This window comes from Streptomyces sp. NPDC005794, assembly GCF_042871445.1.
Classification (GTDB): Bacteria; Actinomycetota; Actinomycetes; order Streptomycetales; family Streptomycetaceae; genus Streptomyces.
Genome location: NZ_JBIAIN010000002.1, coordinates 18,935 through 36,413, shown reverse-complemented (window position 1 = coordinate 36,413; position 17,479 = coordinate 18,935). Strand labels below are relative to the sequence as shown.

General features: G+C 71.8%; 18 protein-coding genes and 2 pseudogenes. 10 read left to right on the top strand and 10 right to left on the bottom strand.

Annotated elements, in window-relative coordinates; genetic code table 11:
- Positions 1-23 precede the first annotated feature (23 nt).
- The 3 genes from ACFYQ5_RS02705 to ACFYQ5_RS02695 are packed head-to-tail and all read left to right on the top strand — an operon-like array spanning position 24 to position 2,240.
- Positions 24-698 carry an urease accessory protein UreF gene (locus tag ACFYQ5_RS02705; RefSeq protein ID WP_389192080.1) on the top strand — a complete coding sequence of 225 codons (675 nt, stop codon included), beginning with the start codon at positions 24-26 and terminating at the stop codon, positions 696-698.
- A 34-nt stretch (positions 699-732) separates the two neighbouring features.
- The gene (gene ureG, locus ACFYQ5_RS02700; RefSeq protein WP_389192077.1) at positions 733-1,434 is read left to right on the top strand and encodes an urease accessory protein UreG; all 702 of its coding nucleotides are present in this window, start codon (positions 733-735) and stop codon (positions 1,432-1,434) included.
- On the top strand, positions 1,431-2,240 hold the full coding sequence (locus ACFYQ5_RS02695; RefSeq protein WP_389192074.1) for an urease accessory protein UreD: 810 nt from the start codon (positions 1,431-1,433) through the stop codon (positions 2,238-2,240). Before ureG ends, ACFYQ5_RS02695 begins: the two co-directional genes overlap by 4 nt.
- Positions 2,241-2,261: 21 nt before the next feature.
- On the opposite strand, the gene ACFYQ5_RS02690 is transcribed toward ACFYQ5_RS02695, so the two are convergent.
- From ACFYQ5_RS02690 to manD, 4 genes are all read right to left on the bottom strand, one after another.
- The gene (locus ACFYQ5_RS02690; RefSeq protein ID WP_389192071.1) at positions 2,262-3,380 is read right to left on the bottom strand and encodes an L-idonate 5-dehydrogenase; all 1,119 of its coding nucleotides are present in this window, start codon (positions 3,378-3,380) and stop codon (positions 2,262-2,264) included.
- A complete protein-coding gene (locus tag ACFYQ5_RS02685) occupies positions 3,377-4,777 on the bottom strand; it encodes an MFS transporter (RefSeq protein ID WP_389192069.1) in 1,401 nt (466 codons plus the stop codon). The genes ACFYQ5_RS02690 and ACFYQ5_RS02685 overlap by 4 nt, the downstream gene beginning before the upstream one ends.
- Positions 4,778-4,842: 65 nt before the next feature.
- Positions 4,843-6,288 (bottom strand): mannitol dehydrogenase family protein, encoded by a 1,446-nt coding sequence (locus ACFYQ5_RS02680; RefSeq protein ID WP_389192066.1) that lies wholly within the window; start codon positions 6,286-6,288, stop codon positions 4,843-4,845.
- A gap of 5 nt (positions 6,289-6,293) precedes the next feature.
- Entirely contained in the window at positions 6,294-7,502 is a 1,209-nt protein-coding gene (gene manD / locus ACFYQ5_RS02675) for a D-mannonate dehydratase ManD (RefSeq protein WP_389192063.1), read from the bottom strand.
- Between the two features lie 198 nt (positions 7,503-7,700).
- Here manD and ACFYQ5_RS02670 point away from each other — a divergent pair, with 198 nt between their 5' ends.
- The 3 genes from ACFYQ5_RS02670 to ACFYQ5_RS02660 all read left to right on the top strand — a co-directional run bounded on the left by ACFYQ5_RS02670 (position 7,701) and on the right by ACFYQ5_RS02660 (position 9,601).
- A complete protein-coding gene (locus ACFYQ5_RS02670; protein WP_389192060.1) occupies positions 7,701-8,414 on the top strand; it encodes a GntR family transcriptional regulator in 714 nt (237 codons plus the stop codon).
- A 147-nt stretch (positions 8,415-8,561) separates the two neighbouring features.
- Complete coding sequence (locus ACFYQ5_RS02665) at positions 8,562-9,017, top strand: Rieske (2Fe-2S) protein (protein WP_389192057.1); 456 nt, start codon at positions 8,562-8,564, stop codon at positions 9,015-9,017.
- A gap of 113 nt (positions 9,018-9,130) precedes the next feature.
- Positions 9,131-9,601: a pyridoxamine 5'-phosphate oxidase family protein gene (locus ACFYQ5_RS02660; RefSeq protein WP_389192054.1), complete on the top strand. Its 471-nt coding sequence runs from the start codon at positions 9,131-9,133 to the stop codon at positions 9,599-9,601.
- 25 nt (positions 9,602-9,626) lie between these two features.
- Here the strand turns inward: ACFYQ5_RS02660 and ACFYQ5_RS02655 are convergent.
- Positions 9,627-10,148: pseudogene (locus ACFYQ5_RS02655) on the bottom strand (LysR substrate-binding domain-containing protein); the annotation flags it as partial.
- On the opposite strand from ACFYQ5_RS02655, the pseudogene ACFYQ5_RS02650 reads away from it, so the two are divergent.
- Positions 10,147-10,542, top strand: a pseudogene (locus tag ACFYQ5_RS02650) (EamA family transporter); the annotation flags it as partial. The pseudogenes ACFYQ5_RS02655 and ACFYQ5_RS02650 sit on opposite strands and share 2 nt — an antisense overlap.
- Here the strand turns inward: ACFYQ5_RS02650 and ACFYQ5_RS02645 are convergent.
- On the bottom strand, positions 10,529-11,860 hold the full coding sequence (locus ACFYQ5_RS02645; protein WP_389192051.1) for an aminotransferase class I/II-fold pyridoxal phosphate-dependent enzyme: 1,332 nt from the start codon (positions 11,858-11,860) through the stop codon (positions 10,529-10,531). The pseudogene ACFYQ5_RS02650 and the gene ACFYQ5_RS02645 sit on opposite strands and share 14 nt — an antisense overlap.
- A 35-nt stretch (positions 11,861-11,895) precedes the next feature.
- On the opposite strand from ACFYQ5_RS02645, the gene ACFYQ5_RS02640 reads away from it, so the two are divergent.
- Positions 11,896-12,591: a pyridoxamine 5'-phosphate oxidase family protein gene (locus ACFYQ5_RS02640; protein WP_389192049.1), complete on the top strand. Its 696-nt coding sequence runs from the start codon at positions 11,896-11,898 to the stop codon at positions 12,589-12,591.
- 36 nt (positions 12,592-12,627) lie between these two features.
- On the opposite strand, the gene ACFYQ5_RS02635 is transcribed toward ACFYQ5_RS02640, so the two are convergent.
- The 4 genes from ACFYQ5_RS02635 to ACFYQ5_RS02620 form a co-directional block, all read right to left on the bottom strand.
- The gene (locus tag ACFYQ5_RS02635) at positions 12,628-13,584 is read right to left on the bottom strand and encodes a DMT family transporter (RefSeq protein ID WP_389192046.1); all 957 of its coding nucleotides are present in this window, start codon (positions 13,582-13,584) and stop codon (positions 12,628-12,630) included.
- 153 nt (positions 13,585-13,737) lie between these two features.
- Positions 13,738-14,772 (bottom strand): DMT family transporter, encoded by a 1,035-nt coding sequence (locus tag ACFYQ5_RS02630; protein ID WP_389192043.1) that lies wholly within the window; start codon positions 14,770-14,772, stop codon positions 13,738-13,740.
- 67 nt (positions 14,773-14,839) lie between these two features.
- Entirely contained in the window at positions 14,840-15,382 is a 543-nt protein-coding gene (locus tag ACFYQ5_RS02625; RefSeq protein WP_389192040.1) for a Clp protease N-terminal domain-containing protein, read from the bottom strand.
- Positions 15,383-15,582: 200 nt separating this feature from the next.
- Complete coding sequence (locus ACFYQ5_RS02620; protein WP_389192037.1) at positions 15,583-16,176, bottom strand: PadR family transcriptional regulator; 594 nt, start codon at positions 16,174-16,176, stop codon at positions 15,583-15,585.
- A 118-nt stretch (positions 16,177-16,294) separates the two neighbouring features.
- On the opposite strand from ACFYQ5_RS02620, the gene ACFYQ5_RS02615 reads away from it, so the two are divergent.
- Together ACFYQ5_RS02615 and ACFYQ5_RS02610 are read left to right on the top strand one after the other, a co-directional pair.
- Positions 16,295-16,948 (top strand): class I SAM-dependent methyltransferase, encoded by a 654-nt coding sequence (locus ACFYQ5_RS02615; RefSeq protein ID WP_389192035.1) that lies wholly within the window; start codon positions 16,295-16,297, stop codon positions 16,946-16,948.
- Positions 16,945-17,421 carry a hypothetical protein gene (locus tag ACFYQ5_RS02610; protein ID WP_389192032.1) on the top strand — a complete coding sequence of 159 codons (477 nt, stop codon included), beginning with the start codon at positions 16,945-16,947 and terminating at the stop codon, positions 17,419-17,421. The genes ACFYQ5_RS02615 and ACFYQ5_RS02610 overlap by 4 nt, the downstream gene beginning before the upstream one ends.
- The last annotated feature ends 58 nt before the right edge of the window (positions 17,422-17,479 follow it).

Here is a 17,479-nt window from a genome sequence, read left to right as displayed (position 1 = left end):
AACATGAGGAAGAGGAACGAACGATGAACTGTGCCGCGCTGCTCGTCCTGGCCGACGGCCGGTTCCCCGCCGGAGGGCACGCGCACTCCGGCGGGGCCGAAGCGGCCGTGGCGGCGGGCCGCATCCGGGACGCGGCCTCGCTGGAGTCCTTCTGCCGGGGACGCCTGCACACCGCGGGCCTGGTCGCGGCGGCACTGGCCGCCGCGGCTGCCACGGGGCACGATCCGCTGGCCCTGGACCGGGCCGCGGACGCCCGCACCCCGGTGCAGGCACTGCGGACCACCGCCCGCAAACTCGGGCGGCAGATGATGCGGGCCGCCCGTGCCACCTGGCCGTCGGCCGAACTCGACGCGCTCGCGGCGGCCCGGCCGCGGGGCGCGCACCAGCCCGTGGTGCTGGGCCTGGCCGCCCGGTCGGCCGGGCTGACACCCCTGGACGCCTCCTACGCGGCGGTGTACGAAGCCGTCAGCGGGCCGACCACGGCAACGGTCCGGTTGCTCAGCCTGGACCCGTTCGACGCCACCGCCGTTCTGGCCCGCCTGACCCCGGACCTCGACCGGATCGCCACGGCCGCCATGACGGCGGCCCTGCGCATCCCCGGAGAGGGCATCGACGTACTGCCCGCTGCCTCAGCGCCGCTGCTGGACATCACCGCGCAGCAGCACGCCGCCTGGCCGGTACGACTCTTCGCCTCCTGACCACCCGTCACGAGACATCACGCAAGGAAGCCGTATGCACCTCGGTCACGAACTCGACGAGAAGTTCCCCCACCGGCACACCTACGGTGCCGCCGGCCACCGGCGTCCCGACGGCAGCCGACGCGCCCTGCGCGTCGGACTGGGCGGACCGGTCGGCTCGGGAAAGACCGCCACCGTCGCCGCGCTGTGCCGGGCGCTGCGCACCGAAGTGTCCATCGCGGTGGTCACCAACGACATCTACACCCGCGAGGACGCCGATTTCCTGCTCCGGGAAGCGGTTCTGCCGCCCGAGCGGATCAAGGCGGTCGAAACCGGTGCCTGCCCGCACACCGCGATCCGCGACGACATCTCCGCCAACCTCGAAGCCGTCGAGGACCTGGAGGACGAGGTCGGTCCCCTCGATCTGATCCTGGTGGAATCCGGCGGCGACAACCTCACCGCGACCTTCTCCAGAGGACTGGTGGACAGCCAGATCTTCGTCATCGACGTGGCCGGCGGCGACGACATCCCCCGTAAGGGCGGCCCCGGTGTCACCACCGCCGACCTCCTCGTCGTCAACAAGACCGACCTCGCTCCCTACGTCGGCTCCGACCTCGATGCCATGGCCCACGACGCCGGAGCCCAGCGCGGCGAGCTCCCCGTCGTCTTCACCTGCCTCAAGGAGGAAGGCGGCGTCAAACCGGTCGCCGACTGGATCCGCGAACGCCTCAGCGACTGGGCCGCGGGCCCCTCATGACCCTCACCACCGGACACACGGCGGAGACCGCGCAGTGCACATCGGTCACCGGCCTGCGGGCAACGGCCCGCATCGCCGCGGCCGCGAGGGGCGGCACCACCGTCCTGCCCGTCCTGGACGGAGACGGCCCCTTCGAACTCCGGCGCCTGCGGGCACGCGGCACCGAGGCACGTGTGTGCGTCGTCGGTGCCATGAGCGCCCCGCTCGGCGGCGACCGGCTGCGCATCGAAGCCACCGCCCGGCAGGGGGCGGAGCTCCACATCACCTCCGCCGCCGCGACCCTCGCCCTGAAAGGCCCCACCACGGCCCCCGCCACCTACGACGTACACCTGACCGTGGAGGAGCACGCGGAGCTCCGCTGGCGGCCCAAGCCGTTGATCTGCGCGGCCGGCAGCAGTCTGCGCCAGTCGTGGACCATCGATCTCGCCCCCACCGCACGGCTCGTCCTGCGCGAAGAGCAGGTACTGGGACGCACAGGCGAACCATCCGGCCAGGTGACCACCCGGCTCACCGTCCGACGCGGCGGGCAGCTCCTTCTCGACCAGGAAGCCGCATACGGCCCTGGCACACCCGGCTGGGACGGCCCTGCGGTCCTCGCCGGATACCGCGCGACCGGGCAGATCCTGCTCGTCGATCCCGCCTTCGAGGAGAAGCCGCCCGGGATCCGCGTCCTCGCCGGCGCACCGGAAGACGGCCATGCCGTCCTCACCCCGCTCCCGGGGCCCGCCGCGCTCGTCACCGCCGTCGCTCCTGACGGTCTCCGGCTGCGCCGCCTCCTGAACACTGTCCGGAGCGGCCTGCGGTGAGGAACGGCGGCGCGCGGTGTCTCACGCGCCGGACAGGCGCAGCATGACCTTGCTGCTGCCGGCGGCCGGGTCGGCGGCGACCGCCAGCGCCTCCGCCGCGCGTCCCAGCGGGAAGCGGTGAGTGATCAACGGGGTCAGGTCCAGTCCTTCCTGCAGGGCGAGCAGGGCGTCGTCCATCTCCTCGACGAAGCGGTACGACCCGATCCAGGTGATCTCGCGGGTCACCAGGTCACCGAGGACCGCCGGGGCGGCCGCCCCGGGCAGGTTGCCGACCTGGACGAGCGTGCCGCCCCGCGCCGTGGCTCGCAGAACCGGGCCCAGGGCGGCCGGGGCGCCGGATGCCTCGAAGACCACGTCCATGTCCTGCGGCAGGACGTCGCCCCGCGCCAGGTCGCGGGTCTCGTCGGCGCCCATGGCGCGGGCCACGGCGAGCGCGGGGGCCGACAGGTCCGAGGCGATGACGGTGCCCGCTCCACGATGCCTGGCAGCGGCGACGACGAGGGAGCCGATCGGTCCGGCGCCGTTGACCAGGACGGTCCGGCCGCGCAGGTCGGGGACCCGGCCGACCGCGTGCAGGGCGACCGCCAACGGTTCGGCCAGGGCGCCCTGTTCGGTGCCCACTCCGGCCGGCAGCGGCCGGATCTGCTCCGCGCGGACCGTCCGGTACTCGCTGAACCCGCCGTCGGTGTGCGGGGTGAAGGCCGCCGAACCGAAGTAGCGGACGTGCGGGTAGAGGTTGGTGCGTCCCGCGATCCGTTCCGGCAGCACCCCGTCGCCGACGAGCTGGGCCGGATGGACGGTCACCGGCGTTCCCTCGCCGAGACCCGTGACGCCGGGGCCGAGCGCGGCGATCCGGCCCGCGACCTCGTGCCCGAGCACCAGGGGATGCGCGAGCGCGGCCGTACCGGACGCCCCCTTCCTCCAGTAGGCGATGTCGGACCCGCAGATCCCGCCCCACTCCATGGCCAGGAGCACCTCTCCCACGCCGGGCTCCGGCCGGGTCCTCTCGTCGACACGCAGGTCTCCCGGTCCGTGCACCACGACGGCCCGCATCCGCCGCTCGCCGGCGTCCGAAGCACGCGTACGGGATTCCTCGCCGGCTGCCGCACTCGTGCGGCCTTCTCCAGCAACGGCGGTCATATGGCGTCCTCCAGGCGGACCAGGTCACGTCCGCGGGTCTCCGGCGCGAGAAGCGCGCTGACGAATGTGATGAGCGAGTAGGCGACGAGCATCGCCGCGATCGGCCACCAACTGCCGGTCAGGGCCGTGAGCGTGGCCGCCAGTACGGGGCCGATCGCGGTGGCGAGGATGCCGCCGATCTCCTTGGCGAGCGCGAGTTGCGTGAAGCGGGTCCGGGAGCCGAAGAGTTCGGCCATCGTCACGCTCTCCAGCGAGAACAGCCCGAGGACTCCGACGTTCAGACCGAGCACCATGCCGATCATCACCGCCGGCGTCGAGCCGGAACTGATCAGGAACATCACCGGGAAGGCGATGACGACGGTCAGCAGGCTGAGCGCGAGATAGAGCACGCGCCGTCCGAAACGGTCTCCGAGCATGCCCACGACGGGCACGGTCGCGAAGCCCAGCAGGGAGCCGTACACGATCGCGTCCGTCGGGACGGACCGGCCGACGGCGAGCTCGGTGGCGATGTAGCCGACGAGGAAGGTCTGGATCAGTCCTGAGTTTCCCGCCTGGCCAAGGCGCAGTCCCAGCGCGATGAAGAAGGCCTTGCCCTTACGCTGCCGGATGCCTGCCGCCAGGACGTCGCCCTTACCGGAGTCGGCGTCGGCTTCGGCGATGACGGACTCGACCTCGTCGCGGGCCAGCGCCACTCCGTCCACCACATCGGGGCGTTCCTCGAAGACAGGGCTCTCCTTGAGCCCTCGGCGCAGCCAGACGGCGAAGAACATCAGTCCGAAGCTGAGCAGGAAGGGCAGCCTCCAACCCCAGGAGAGCAACTGCTCCTCGGTGAGCACGGCGAGCAGAATCGCCCACAGGCCCGAGGCGGCGAGTGTCCCCGAGTTGGTGCCGAGCGAGACCAGCGAGGCGACCAGACCGCGGCGGCGGACAGGGGCGTACTCGACGAGCAGTACGGTCGCCCCCGCGATCTCTGCGCCGGCCCCGAACCCCTGCACCAGCCGGAGGACGACGAGCAGGATCGGCGCGAGGATGCCGATGGTGGCGTGGGTGGGCAGGGCGCCGATCAGGGTGGTGGAGGCGCCCATCATCAGGATGGTGATATAGAGGACCCGCTTGCGGCCGATCCGGTCCCCCATCCGGCCGAAGTAGACGGCACCGGCGAGCCGGGCCACGTATCCCACCCCGTAGGTGGCCATCGCGGCGATGAGACCGATGGCGGGACTGACATCGGGAAAGAAGATCTTGTTGAACACGATTGCCGCGGCCAGCGAGTAGAGCTGGAAGTCCATGAACTCCATGGCCGTACCCAGCCAGCCCGAGACCGCGGCTCGGGTCAGGTCACCCGTGGTGCGCTGCGCGGGGCGTTTCTGCTCCGCGGCGACAGCACTGTCCTTCATCGTGAACTCCGTTGTTCGGGGGCTTCGAGCGGTGTGGGGGTCGAAAGGCGTCCGCAGCCGGCGGCTCAGATCTCGACGCGGCCGGCGCGCAGTGCCGGCAGCCGGTCCGCGACAGCGGCGGTGAGAGCGTCGTCACCGGCCAGGTCCGCCGCGCCGAGGGCGCGCAACAGCGCACGTATCGTTTCCGCGGGCCGGACCGGAGCCGACCAGCAGGCGGCGAGTGCGTCGGCGGCGGGGTCGTCGGGGGCAGCGGCTCCGGGGCGCGTGCCGTGCGCCCAGGCGGCGAGGGCCAGTTCGAGGACCGGGGTGGCCGCCCCGCGTCCGCGCAACTCCCGCAGGGCGGGAAGCCAGCGTTCCGCGATCTTCAGCGAACCGTCGGAGCCGATCTGCCGCAGAAGGTGGTGCATCGCGGGATTACGGAACCGGCCGACGAGGTCGTCGGTATAGGCGAGGGGATCGGGGCCGCCGGCGGGGAGGGTCGCGGCGACCTCCGCGCACAGGGCGCGGACGACGCTCTCTCCCCAGTCGGCCGCCATCGTGCCGGCGATCGTGACACACCCGGTGGCGAGGCCCAGATGTGCGAGCGCCGAGTGCGAGCCGTTCAGCAGCCGCAGCTTGGTGAGCTGGTACGGCGTGACGTCCGGGACGACCAGGGCGCCGTCCCGCTCCCAGGGCGGCCGTGGCGCGGCGAAGGAGTCTTCCAGGACCCACTGCCGGTAGGGCTCCCCCGCCACGGGCAGGGCGTCGTGCACGCCCAGCGCGGCGGAGGCCGCCGACAGGTCGGCCTCACCGGGCGCGGGCACGATCCGGTCCACGACGGTCGAGGGGAAGGAAACGGTCCTGGCCATCCGGTCCAGTATTGCGTCGCGCTCCGGCCAGGCCGAAGACCGGACGAAGTCGCGGACGACCCGGCGCAGGACGGTGCCGTTGCCCGCCATGTTGTCGCAGGACACGACGCTGACCGGCGGCGCTCCGGCCCGCGTCCGCGCGGCGAGTCCGGCGGCCAGCCTGCCCACCACCGTGGTGAGGGGCCCGCCCGGGACCGCCGCGAGGTCTGCGGCCACCGGTGCCGCCGAGATGTCGAGCCCGCCGGTCGAGGGGGACCGGTGGTAGCCCTTCTCCGTGACGGTCAGGGTCACCACGGTGACGTCCGGGTCGGTGAGCAGGGCGTCGACGGCTTCGGTGTCGGGGCCCATGGTCAGGGCGTCGACGACCGCGCCCACGACCCGGCTCGCGCCGCCACCCGGACGGCGTTCGGTGAGCGAGTAGAGGCAGTCCTGGTCCCGCAGGGCGCGCACGGTCCCCGCCGACCGGGGTGCGACGGCGGTGATGCCCCAGGGTTCGCCGGAGCTGGCGGCGGCGTTCTCGGTGTACACCGCCTGATGGGCCCGGTGGAAGGCGCCGAGTCCGAAGTGCACGATGCGGGTGCGCAGTTCGGCCGGGTCCACGGCGGGACGGAGGTCCGGCGCCATCCGGGACAGCGCCGCGCGGTTCAAGGGAGGCAGGTTCATGGCGCTCACCAGTCGTGCACCGAGCCGTCGAGGCGGCGCGCGACCGGTAGGTAACGCCGCTGGTAGGGGAACCGTTCGGCCGCCTTCTCGTCGTACTCCACGCCGAGACCCGGCTCCTCGGACGGATGAAGCATGCCGTCGGCGAACGTGACACCGGTGCGGAACACCTCGGCGGCCTCCTCGGGGTGGCCCATGTACTCCTGGATGCCGAAGTTCGGCACGGTCACGTCGAGGTGCACGGCGGCGGCCATGCTGACCGGGGAGAGATCGGTCGCGCCGTGGGAACCGGTGCGCACCTGATAGAGCGCGGCGAGGTCGAAGATCCGTCGCAGGTGGGTGATGCCGCCCGCGTGGGCGACGGTGGTGCGTACGTAGTCGATGAGCTGTCCGGTGATGAGGTGCTGCACGTCCCAGATGGAGTTCATGACCTCACCGACCGCGATCGGTGTGGTCGTGTGTTCCCGGATCAGCCGGAACGACTCCTGGTTCTCGGCCGGGGTCGGGTCCTCCATCCAGAAGAGCCGGCAGGCCTCGACGCTCTTGCCGAACCGTGCCGCCTCGATCGGGCTCAGCCGGTGATGGACGTCGTGCAGCAGGTGGAACCCGAAGCCGAAGCGCTCGCGCACCGCCTCCAGGTAGGTCGGCGCGAAGCCGAGGTACGCCTCCGTGTCCCACGGTTGCTCGTCCGGCAGCTCGGTCGCGGCCGGCTCGTAGACCTTCCCCTTGCGGACTCCGTACGTGCCGCCCACGTCGGGTACGGCGGCCTGGGCCCGGACGGCGCGGTAACCCAGCTCCAGATAGCGCTCGACGTCGTCGAGGAGCGAGGGGACGTCGGTGCCGCTGGCGTGCGAGTAGACCAGCACACCGTCCCTGGAACGCCCGCCGAGGAGCTGGTAGACGGGGAGCCCTGCGACCTTGCCCTTGATGTCCCACAGCGCGGTGTCGACGGCGGAGACGGCCGTCATCGTCACGGGCCCGCGGCGCCAGTAGGCGCCTTTGTACAGGTACTGCCACATGTCCTCGATGCGACCGGGGTCCTTGCCGATCAGCAGCGGAGCCACGTGGTCACGCAGATAGCTCGCCACGGCGAGTTCTCTGCCGTTGAGCGTGGCATCGCCGAGTCCGGTCACCCCGTCCGTGGTGGTGATGCGCAGTGTGACGAACGTACGCCCGGGGGAGGCGACGAACACGTCGACGCGTTCGATCTTGCTCACGGGGTCTCCTTGCGGTGGCGGACGGGGCAGGGGTCCCGGCCCGGGCGCCCCGACCTGTCGGGCACGCCTGTCGTGCAGAGCTTGTATACAAGCACCTGTCGCGCAGCTCGGCAATAGTCCCGTCATCTTCCGTTCCACTCGCCGCCCGCCTTCGACCGCTGGTCGGGCTCGGTGCGGCCGGTACGTAGGATGGGGCGCATGGCTCAAGAGAACGGGCGGCGGACCAACAGGCACAGCATCTATCTGAAGCTGCGTCAGATGGTGCTGACCCTGGAACTCCCGCCCGGTGCCGCCCTCTCGGAGAACGAGCTGGCCGCGGCTCTGGGGGTGAGCCGCACCCCGGTACGGGAGAGCCTGATCCTGCTGTCCCGGGAGGGCCTGGTGCAGGTCTTCCCGAAGGTCGGTTCGTTCGTGTCCCGCGTGGACCCGGCACAGGTGGCCGACGCGCAGTTCCTGCGGGAGGCCGTGGAGCTCGCCTCCCTGGACAACCTGCCGCCGCGACTCGACCCGGCCGTCGTCGCCGAACTGCGGGACAACCTGGAGCGACAGCAGCGTCCGGACCTCGGTCTCGAGGAGTTCTTCGCACTCGATGAGGCGTTTCACCACGGCCTGATGCGGCTCAGCGGTCACGGCGACGTCTGGACCACGGTCGTCGCGGCCAAGGGACACCTGGACAGGGCTCGACGCCTCGGTCTGCACGAGAACGTGTCACCGGCCGTCTTCACCGCCCAGCACCGGGAGATCCTCGAAGCCGTTGCCGACGGTCTTGTTCCGCTGGCCCGCTCCCGCATGCGCGACCACCTGCGGGCGGTCTTCAACGACATCGAACGCATCCGCGCCCACTCCCCCGAACTGTTCGCCACGGACCCCTCGACCGTGCCGGTACGGCGCAGCGTCGTGGTCTGGGAGTGATCGCGCACCCGTGACCCAGGGCGGTCCACCGAGGAACGGCCCCACTCCCTCCCCGGTCGCTGTCCCGGCCGGGCGCCGCTGAACGCGCGGGGCCACCGATGCGTGTCCACTTCTGAGGTCCTGTCACTCCGTTGAAGGGAAGTCGGCATGAGCACATCGCAGAGGAGCCAGGCACGCTTCGGGCGCCGCACCGTCGTCGCGGCGGTCGGCGCAGTGGGAGCGGCGGCCGCTCTCACCGCGTGCGGAGGCTCGCAGGACGCCACGGGGTCGGACACCGTCAGGCCGGCGGAGGAGGGAGCCGGTACGAACGGCGACGGCACGGCTCTCGCGAAGACAGCCGACATCCCCGAGGGTGGCGGGGTGGTCTTCGCGGACGAGGGTGTCGTGGTGACACAGCCCACGGCCGGCACGTTCAAGGCGTTCTCCTCCAAGTGCACCCACCAGGGCTGCGCGGTGAAGGGAATCGCGGACGGCGTCATCAACTGCCCCTGCCACAACAGTACGTTCGATGCCTCGACCGGTGAGGCGACGGGCGGCCCCGCGACCCTGCCGCTGCCGGAGAAGCAGATCCGCGTGGAGAACGGCTCCATCACCCTGGCGTGAGAGACCGGCCGCCCCGGACCGTTGCGTGATCACGGACGAGGCTCCATCATTTCCGGAACCGGCCGGAACCCGTCCAGGACCGACCGGAACCCGGACCGCAGGAAGGGCGTCCCGTGACCGTTGCCCAGCGACGTGGCCGTCGGATCATGATGACCGACGCGGAACGGGACGCCTACCTCACGGAACAGCGCACCTGTCGGGTGGCGACGGTTTCCCCCGAGGGCATGCCACATGTCGGGGCCCTGTGGTTCGTGTGGGACGGCACCTCCGTCTGGCTCTACTCCCTCACCCGGAGCCTGCGCTGGGCACAGCTCCGGCGCGACCCGCGGATCGGCGTAGTGGTGGACGACGGGGTGGAGTACGGCGAACTGCGCGGGGTGGAGCTGTCCGGCGAGGTCTCCTTCGTCGGCGAGTCCCCCCGCACGGGCGAGGACTGCGCCGAACTGGAGCGTCCCGAGCGGCTGTTCGCGGCGAAGTACTTCGGCCTGGACTCCATGCCGCACGACGAACGACACGCATGGCTCCGCCTCACCCCACAGGCCGTCAGGTCCTGGGACTTCAGGAAGCTGCCCGGCCCGGGGTGACTCCGGGCCCCCGCCGTCCAGCAGGTCATCGTGAGGAACGGGACGACGACCCGGACTCCGCGGGGATCGGCGCGTGCAGGGCCCGGCCCGCGGAGCGCAAGGCCTCCACGGCGGCCCTGATCGACGGCCTCCGGTCCGCGTCCCCGCGCCACACGGCGTGGACGTGGCGTCGCACCGGCTGCCGCACGGGCACCAGACGCACCCCGTCCGGCACCGGCCCCCGTCCCAGCCGGGGTGCCACGCAGACGCCGAATCCGCTTGCGATCAGGGCGAGTTCGGTGTGGTGCTCGCCCGCCAGGTGCGCGATGCGGGGCTCGATGCCCTTGGACCGCAGGGTGAACATCAGCCAGTCGTAACAGAATTCACCGGCCAGCCAGGACACCCAGTCGTCGTCGGCGAACTCCTCGAGGTCCACCTCCTCCCGGCCCGCGAGCGGATGGTCAGCGGGCATGGCGATGTCCGGTGCGTCGTCGAGGAGTTCGGCCTTGGTCAGACCTCCGGGGACCGGCAGGCGCTTGTTGCTCCAGTCGAGCACCACGGCGAGATCGCTGGCCGTCGGCCAGCTCTTCCTGGGGACTGTGCAACTGGCCGTGATCGTGCCGGTGTTCACCTCGATTCCGGGACACTTCCCCCTGCTCCCCACACTCGCCGTGGTTGCCCTGGGAGCACTCGGAACCGGGCTCGCGACCCTTCTGCAGTATCGCCTCGTCGAGGAAGTCGGCCCCACGACGGCGCAGATGGTCACCTACTTCATCCCGGTGATCGCCACGGCGGCCGGAGTGTCCCTGCTCGGCGAGCGGCTGAGCTGGAACACTCCGGTGGGCGCACTGGTGGTGCTCGCGGGTGCGGCACTCACCCAGAGCCGGGCGCGCGGCTCCGTCGAAGCCGGTGCCGCCCCGTCCCGTCGCGTCACCGGGTCCGGGCCACTCAGCCGTAACTGACCGGGCGGGCGGGCGCCGCCGCCGCCACCACCGCGTCGGCCAAGGGCTCGATGTCGGCGACGGAAAGCGACGAGACGGTCAGGCGCACCCCCTGCGGCGAGACCATGCGGAACCGAGCCCCCGGTGCCACCGCCCAGCCCGAGTGCAGCATCCTGGCCACCGCCCCGGTCTCGTCGCTCACGGGCACCCACACGTTCATCCCCGTCCGCCCGTACACCGTGACCCCCCGCTCCCCCAGCGCCCGCACGAGAGCGTCACGGCGCTCCCCGTAGGAGCGGGCGACCGCAGCCGCGTCGACGGCGCCCGTCTCCCACAGGTGTGCCACGGTCCGCTGCAGCAGTCCGCTGACCCAGCCCGGCCCCAGCCGCTGACGCCCCGTCACCCGGTCCACGGTCAGCCCGTCCCCGGTGACCACGGCGACCCGCAGATCCGGCCCGTACGCCTTGGAGACGGACCGCACGAAGGCCCAGCGCTCCGTGACCCCCGCCAGAGGGTGCACCGGCAGGTCGACGATGGCGTGGCCGTGGTCGTCCTCGATCAGGAGCACGCCCGGGTGCTCCGCGAGGACGGACCGCAGTTCCTTCGCCCTGCGGCTCCCCACCGTCGCACCGGTCGGGTTCTGTGCCCGGTCGGTGACCACCAGGGCCCTGGCGCCCGCCCGCAGAACCCGCTCCACCTCGCCGGGCAGCGGACCTTCCTCGTCCAGCGCCACCGGAACGACGCGCATCCCGAGCGCCGGAACGAGATCCAGCAGGGCACCCCACCCCGGGTCCTCGACGGCCACCGCGTCGCCGGGCCTGAGGTGCGCGGTGAGCACCCGCTCGATCGCGTCGAGGGCCCCGGAGGTGACCGCCACCGGCCCGGCCGGCACACCGTCGGCGTCCAGACCGGCCCGCGCGAGCTCCGCGAACCGGGGGACCACCGCTGCGTCGCCGTAGAGACCGAGCTCCCGGCCGTACGCCTCGGCGGCCACCGCCAACGCCTCACCGAGGTCGGGCAGCAGGGCGGGATCGGGATTGCCGTCACCCAGGTCACGTACGCCCGGAGGAGCTTCCACCCGGAGCGAGCCCCGCGCCGTACTCGCGGGCCGGGACCGCACCCGGCTTCCCCGCCGCCCCGCCGTCTCGATCACTCCGCGCTCGCGGAGGGACCGGTAGGCGGCGGCCACCGTATTCGGATTGACGCCGAGCAGGGTCGCCAACTCCCGCATGGGCGGCAGCACATGACCCGGCTCGAGGTCACCCGAGGCGACCCCCCGCTCCACACTCGCGGCAATGTCCGATGCACGCCGCCCATTGATCCGATACTCTCCTAGCACAAAATCCATTATGTACTAGTGCAATGGAGTACGCAATGCCGGACACCGCCACGCCCGACAGCACCGGCCTCCCCGAGGCCGCTGCCTACAAGCCGACGGAGCGCACGGTCCCGAGCCGCTCCAGGGAGCGCGCCTCGTACGACCGGGAGACGGTCCACTCGATACTCGACGCTGCCTACCTCTGCCATCTGGGCTTCGTCCGCGACGGTGCGCCCGTCGTCCTGCCGACGCTCTTCGGACGGGTCGGCGAGCGGCTGTACGTGCACGGCTCGACCGGATCGCGGCCGCTGCGCGCGACGGGTGCGGCGGACCCGGGCCTCGCCGTCTGTCTGACCGTGACGCATGTGGACGGTCTGGTGCTGGCCCGTTCGGCCTTCCACCACTCGATGAACTACCGCTCCGTGGTGGTCCACGGGATCGCCAGGACCGTGACCGACCCGGAGGAGCGTCGCGTCGCGCTCGACGCCATCGTCGACCAGGTCGTGACCGGCCGGTCGAAGGACTCCCGGCCCGCGGACGCGAAGGAGCTCGCCGCGACCGCGGTGATCCGCCTGGATCTGGACGAGGTCTCCGCCAAGATCCGTACCGGCGGCCCGAACGACGCCCCGGAGGACCTCTCGCTGCCGTACTGGGCCGGCGTGGTTCCGCTGACGCGCGGGCACGCGGCACCGGTGCCGTCCGACGACCTGGACCCCGCCGTCCAGGTCCCGGACTACCTCACCGTGCTCTGACCCGAAGCGTCCGCCGCCCGCCCCGTGACCTGTCGGTCAGGCCGCCACGGCGGCCCGGCGACGGGCGGCCGCCGCGCCGCGCGTCTCGGCGAAGGCCAGCCCCGCCACGGCGGTCAGCAGGAGCAGCGTGCCGATGACCGTGGCCGCGGTGAGCTGCTCCCGCAGCACGGTCACCGCGATGACAGCGGCGCTCACCGGCTCGAGGAGCATGATGACGGAGACGGTCGCCGACCGGACCGCCGCGGCGCCCGCGAAGTAGAGCGCGTAGGCGAGTGCGGTCGGCACCGCCGCCACGTAGACGAGCAGCCACAGCACCTGGCCCGTCTCGGCGGTGCGCGGCACGAGGCCTTCGGCCGCCGCCATGGGCAGCAGTCCCACGGCGCCGATGCCGAAGGCCCACGCGCTGGTGGACAGGGAGTCGCCCGCCGCGCCGTCCCGGCCGAGCCACCGGGTCAGCAGGGTGATCGCCGCATAACCCGCGGCGGACAGCAGGGCCAGCAGCAGTCCGGCGGGCCGCACTTCGGCCGGCTCGCCGCCGAGCACCAGCACGGCGAGGCCGGTGAGCGCACCGGCCACGGCGGCGATCCCGCCCCTGCCCAGCCGCTCCCCCATGGTCAGCCGCGCTCCGAGCGCGATGAGGACGGGCCCCGCGCCCAGCGTGACCACGGTTCCGACGGCGAGTCCGGTCGCCTCGACCGCCGCGAAGTACGCGCTCTGGAACACGGTGAGACCGACACCGGTCCCCAGGATCCGCAGCAGCCTCCTGCGTCGCGGCTCGGCGGCGGTACGCGGGCGGCGGGGACGCAGCACGAGCGCCCCGGCCAGCAGGAAGAGACCGCCGGCACAACGCCAGAACGACAGGGCGAGAGGCCCGAGGTCACTGATCCGGAAGAGCAGGGAGGCGGCCGCGCCGGCCGTACCCCAGGCAATACCGGCAACGACGAGATAGACCAGGCTCCGCCCGACGGGCAGGCCGGAAACAGGGTGGGACACGTGACTCTCCAGAAGAAGGGGGTGGTCGCTCGGCTCCGCGCGCGGGCAGCGACGAACCGCTCGGGGCGTACCCGAGCCCGGTCTTCGTCCGGAGTGGCCGCCTCGCGCTAGGCGGCAGGCGGCGGAAGTACGGTCAGCAACATGTCCGACACCCTACGACGGGGCCGGAGGCCTGGACAACTCGCCCTCAGGGACATCCGGCTCGTGCGCTCCCGTCGTCCCCACGACCGGCGCGCCCGGCCCCGAAGCCACCGGCCCCGACGGGGGCTTGGGCGCGGACGACTGCGCGATGAAGGCACCGATCAGCACCACCCCGCCGCCCACGAGCTGCGGCGCGGAGAGGTGCTCACCCAGCAGCACCCAGGCGAGCACGGTCGCGATGACCGCCTCGAGACAGGCGACGACGCCCGCGACCTGCGGCGAGAGCAGCCGTACCGACACCACACCGGTGGCGTAGGCCAGCACGGTCGCGAGCAGCACGATCCAGCCGAGCAGCAGCCACGCCGGGACATCGCGCCCGCCCATGTCCGCGCTCCCGCCGAGAACCGCCCAGTCCATGCCCCAGGGCCTGGCCACCACCGTGAGTACGGCCGCGCCGGCCAGCAGTCCGTACGCGATCACGCCTACGGGATGCGGGGGTTCGGCGTCGGCCGTGTCGCCGTGGCCGGCGCCCTGGTCGGACAGGACGAAGTAGCCCACCTGGCAGCACGCCGCACCGAGTGCGAGCAGCAGCCCGATCACGTCGAAGCTCAGACCGGTCCACACCTCGACGACGCAGGCGAGTCCGCCGACCGCCAGCACCACGCCGACCGCGGCGGCGCGGGTGACGGGCCGTCGCTGAACGAAGCGCACCCAGCCGAGGACGAGTGCCGGTGCCAGATACTCGATCAGGAGGGCGACACCGACCGGGATGCGTGAGATCGAGGCGAAGTAGAAGGCCTGCACCCCGGCTACGGCGAACAGTCCGAAGCCGGCCAGCAGGACGGGCCGCTCCCGCACCAGATTCCGGTGCCGCCAGGCAACCGGCAGCATGACGAGGGCGGCGCCTGCCACCCGTAGCCACACCACGTGCAGCGGGCCGAGTCCCGCCTCGATCAGCGGCTTGGCCGCAACCCCTGAACCGCCGAACGCGAAGGCCGAGGCAAGGGCCAGGCCCAGGCCGGCTCTTCTCCCCTGAGACGAGTGCATCGGCACATCATGGCAGCAGGCGTCAGCAGCGTCACCACTGTCACACCTGTCCGCCGCGTGTTCATGATCACCCCTGCGGGGCCCGCGCCGCCGTCCTGTCCGCGGCGCGGGCGGCCAGCCACTCGGCTGCGACCCCTGCCCGCTCCAGCACCTCGACCGCACGGCACCGAGGATCCGCGACCAGGGCCGCCAGCAGATCGAGGCCGCCGGCGTGGAGCTCCCCGCGCAGGAGCGCGGCACGGGCGGCACGTTCCAGCGCCGCCACCGCCGAAGGCGACCACCCTTCACCCGCGGGCTCCCGCACGGCCGGGAACGCGCCCGAATCCTCCTGCGTCCCCTGCCAGCGAAGGCCGTATCCGATGCTGCGCTGCACGAGGTACCCGAGCACCTTGGCCAGCTGGGGCCCACCGTCGAAGGCCTCCCGGACCTCGGGGTCGGACTCGACGAGGGAGTGCAGGAGATGAGCCGTGTCGACATGCCTGTCGCCGTCACGCACGGCCCGCCTGCGCGCACCGGTCACGACACCGGTCATGGCGGCGCTCAGCCCGGAACCGGCCCGCGTGTGGTTCGGCGGGGCTTGTTCGGGGATCCCTGACGTCCGGATTCGCACATCTCCACCTCATCAGCCCCAAGGAGCGAAAACATCCCCGTTGCGGCCCATCCGGCATCCCGCGAAAGGCGGGGACCGAAGGGGGATCCCTCATCCTTGCGGATGAGATCACGCCATACGTGGCGGTTCGGCGGCATACACGACGCACAGAAGAAGGGCCCCTGGACGGGGCCCTTCTCCGTTCGCGCGTACCGCACCGCTCAGTCGTCGGCGAGGATCAGGTACAGCTTCTTACGGGCGTCGTTGATCACCGTGAGGGCCTTCTGCCGCTGGTCGGCCGAGCCGGTCTTCCAGACCTGGCCGAACGCCTCCATCAGACCGAACCCGGCCTGCCGGATCTCGTTCACACCCTCCCAGTCGACACCGCGCCCCGCCTCTTCCCAAGGGGCGTCGGGGCCGGACTCGGCCTCGCCGCGCCCCAGGTCGGTGAGCGTGAACAGCTTCTTCCCGCCTTCGCTGGCACTGATGATCAGGCCCTCGTCCTCCAGCAGCTGGAGGGTGGGGTACACCGAGCCGGGGCTGGGCTTCCAGGCCCCTCCACTGCGCTCGCCGATCTCCTGGATCATTTCGTACCCGTGCATCGAGCGGTCCTTGAGCAGCGCGAGGATGGACGCGCGTACGTCACCCCGCCTGGCCCTCCCCCGGCCGCCTCCCCGGCCGCGTCCGCCACCGAAGGGCCCGCCGCCGAAGGGCGGTCCGAACGGACCGAACGCGGCACGGCCCCCTTCGAAGTCTCCCCTGCCGGCGCCTCGGCACCCGGGGCCGTGTCCATGGTCGTTTCCATGTGAACGCATGACCGCGCTCCTCTCATCGTGATTACGCGACTCTTCATTGAACGGTCGCGATGCCTCAACGATATATCGGAAACTATCGCGCAGCAAGGCCCGTCCCAGAGGCCCTAAGGTCACCCGCATGACTGAGTCCTCCTACCTCGCCGCGGTCCGGGAGTCGTACGACACCGTGGCCGCCGACTACGCGGCCGTCGTCAAACCCCCTGCGGATCTGGACCCGTTGTCGCGCGCGATGCTGGCCACGTTCGCCGAACTCGTGCGGACGGCCGGGCGCGGACCGGTAGCAGATCTGGGCTGCGGGCCCGGCAAGGTCACGTCACACCTGGCCGACCTGGGGCTGTCCGTCCTCGGCATCGACCTGTCCCCGAAGATGATCGAGCTGGCTCGGCGGGCCTTTCCTGGCCTGCACTTCGCCGTGGGCTCGATGACCGCGCCGCCGATCCGGGACGGCGAGCTCGGCGGCATCCTGGCCTACTACTCGACCCATCACACGCCACCGGAGCTGTTGCCCGCCGTGTTCGCAGGATTTCGGCGCGCGCCAGGGGGTCACCTGATGACGGCCGGCTACGTGGGCGATGACGAACTCCTGCGCCCGACGCGGGCGTACGGGGGCCATCCGGTGTCCTACGAGTCCCATCTGGTGCCGCCGGACCGGATCGCCACCCTCCTGGCCCAGGCCGGACTCGTCGTCACCGCGCGTCTGCTGCAGGAGCCGGACGAAGGGACGAAGAGGACGGTCTGCACCTTCCTGGCCACGAAGCCCGAAGAGTCGTGACCGTATTCGTGTGTGCCGCCTGCTCAGGTCCGTTGACCGAGGACGTACAGCTGTCGGAGATGCCGAGCGGGCCGGAATTCGACGGCCGGGTCGGGCCCGACGGGATCCGGCGGGCGCCGGCCACCGTGCCCAGGGGGTTCTACGCTCTCGATCCAGAGCCCTGGGGACCTCCGTTCCTGCTGACCGACGAACCCGTCGCGATGTTTCCCGGAGGCCCCTGCGCATCACCTCCGGACGGAGCCGGCTTCCTGATGTCGGGTGGCCCGCGCGACACGATCGTGCTGCATTGCGACGACGCACCGGAGCTGTGCACCGACCGCGACGGGGGCCACTGGGGCTGCTGCGGGCTGCACGGCGAGAACGGGCTGAACCAGCTCTGCCCCTGTGGCACCGCGGTGGGAACGAGGATCAGCGAGTGCTACACCGCGTACGAGCTCCACCTCGACCCCAGGCGCGTACGAGCCGGGCGCTGACGGGCCGCGCATCCAGGATTGGCCTTGGACCGCGTGGAACAGCCCCGCCTACGGTCGG

Excerpts from the sequence above, each read along its gene's own strand:
- ACFYQ5_RS02705 (WP_389192080.1), top strand. The coding sequence starts at position 24 with ATGAACTGTGCCGCGCTGCTCGTCCTGGCCGACGGCCGGTTCCCCGCC.
- ureG (WP_389192077.1), top strand. The coding sequence starts at position 733 with ATGCACCTCGGTCACGAACTCGACGAGAAGTTCCCCCACCGGCACACC.
- ACFYQ5_RS02695 (WP_389192074.1), top strand. The coding sequence starts at position 1,431 with ATGACCCTCACCACCGGACACACGGCGGAGACCGCGCAGTGCACATCG.
- ACFYQ5_RS02690 (WP_389192071.1), bottom strand. The coding sequence starts at position 3,380 with ATGACCGCCGTTGCTGGAGAAGGCCGCACGAGTGCGGCAGCCGGCGAG.
- ACFYQ5_RS02685 (WP_389192069.1), bottom strand. The coding sequence starts at position 4,777 with ATGAAGGACAGTGCTGTCGCCGCGGAGCAGAAACGCCCCGCGCAGCGC.
- ACFYQ5_RS02680 (WP_389192066.1), bottom strand. The coding sequence starts at position 6,288 with ATGAACCTGCCTCCCTTGAACCGCGCGGCGCTGTCCCGGATGGCGCCG.
- ACFYQ5_RS02670 (WP_389192060.1), top strand. The coding sequence starts at position 7,701 with ATGGCTCAAGAGAACGGGCGGCGGACCAACAGGCACAGCATCTATCTG.
- ACFYQ5_RS02665 (WP_389192057.1), top strand. The coding sequence starts at position 8,562 with ATGAGCACATCGCAGAGGAGCCAGGCACGCTTCGGGCGCCGCACCGTC.
- ACFYQ5_RS02640 (WP_389192049.1), top strand. The coding sequence starts at position 11,896 with ATGCCGGACACCGCCACGCCCGACAGCACCGGCCTCCCCGAGGCCGCT.
- ACFYQ5_RS02630 (WP_389192043.1), bottom strand. The coding sequence starts at position 14,772 with ATGCACTCGTCTCAGGGGAGAAGAGCCGGCCTGGGCCTGGCCCTTGCC.
- ACFYQ5_RS02620 (WP_389192037.1), bottom strand. The coding sequence starts at position 16,176 with ATGCGTTCACATGGAAACGACCATGGACACGGCCCCGGGTGCCGAGGC.
- ACFYQ5_RS02615 (WP_389192035.1), top strand. The coding sequence starts at position 16,295 with ATGACTGAGTCCTCCTACCTCGCCGCGGTCCGGGAGTCGTACGACACC.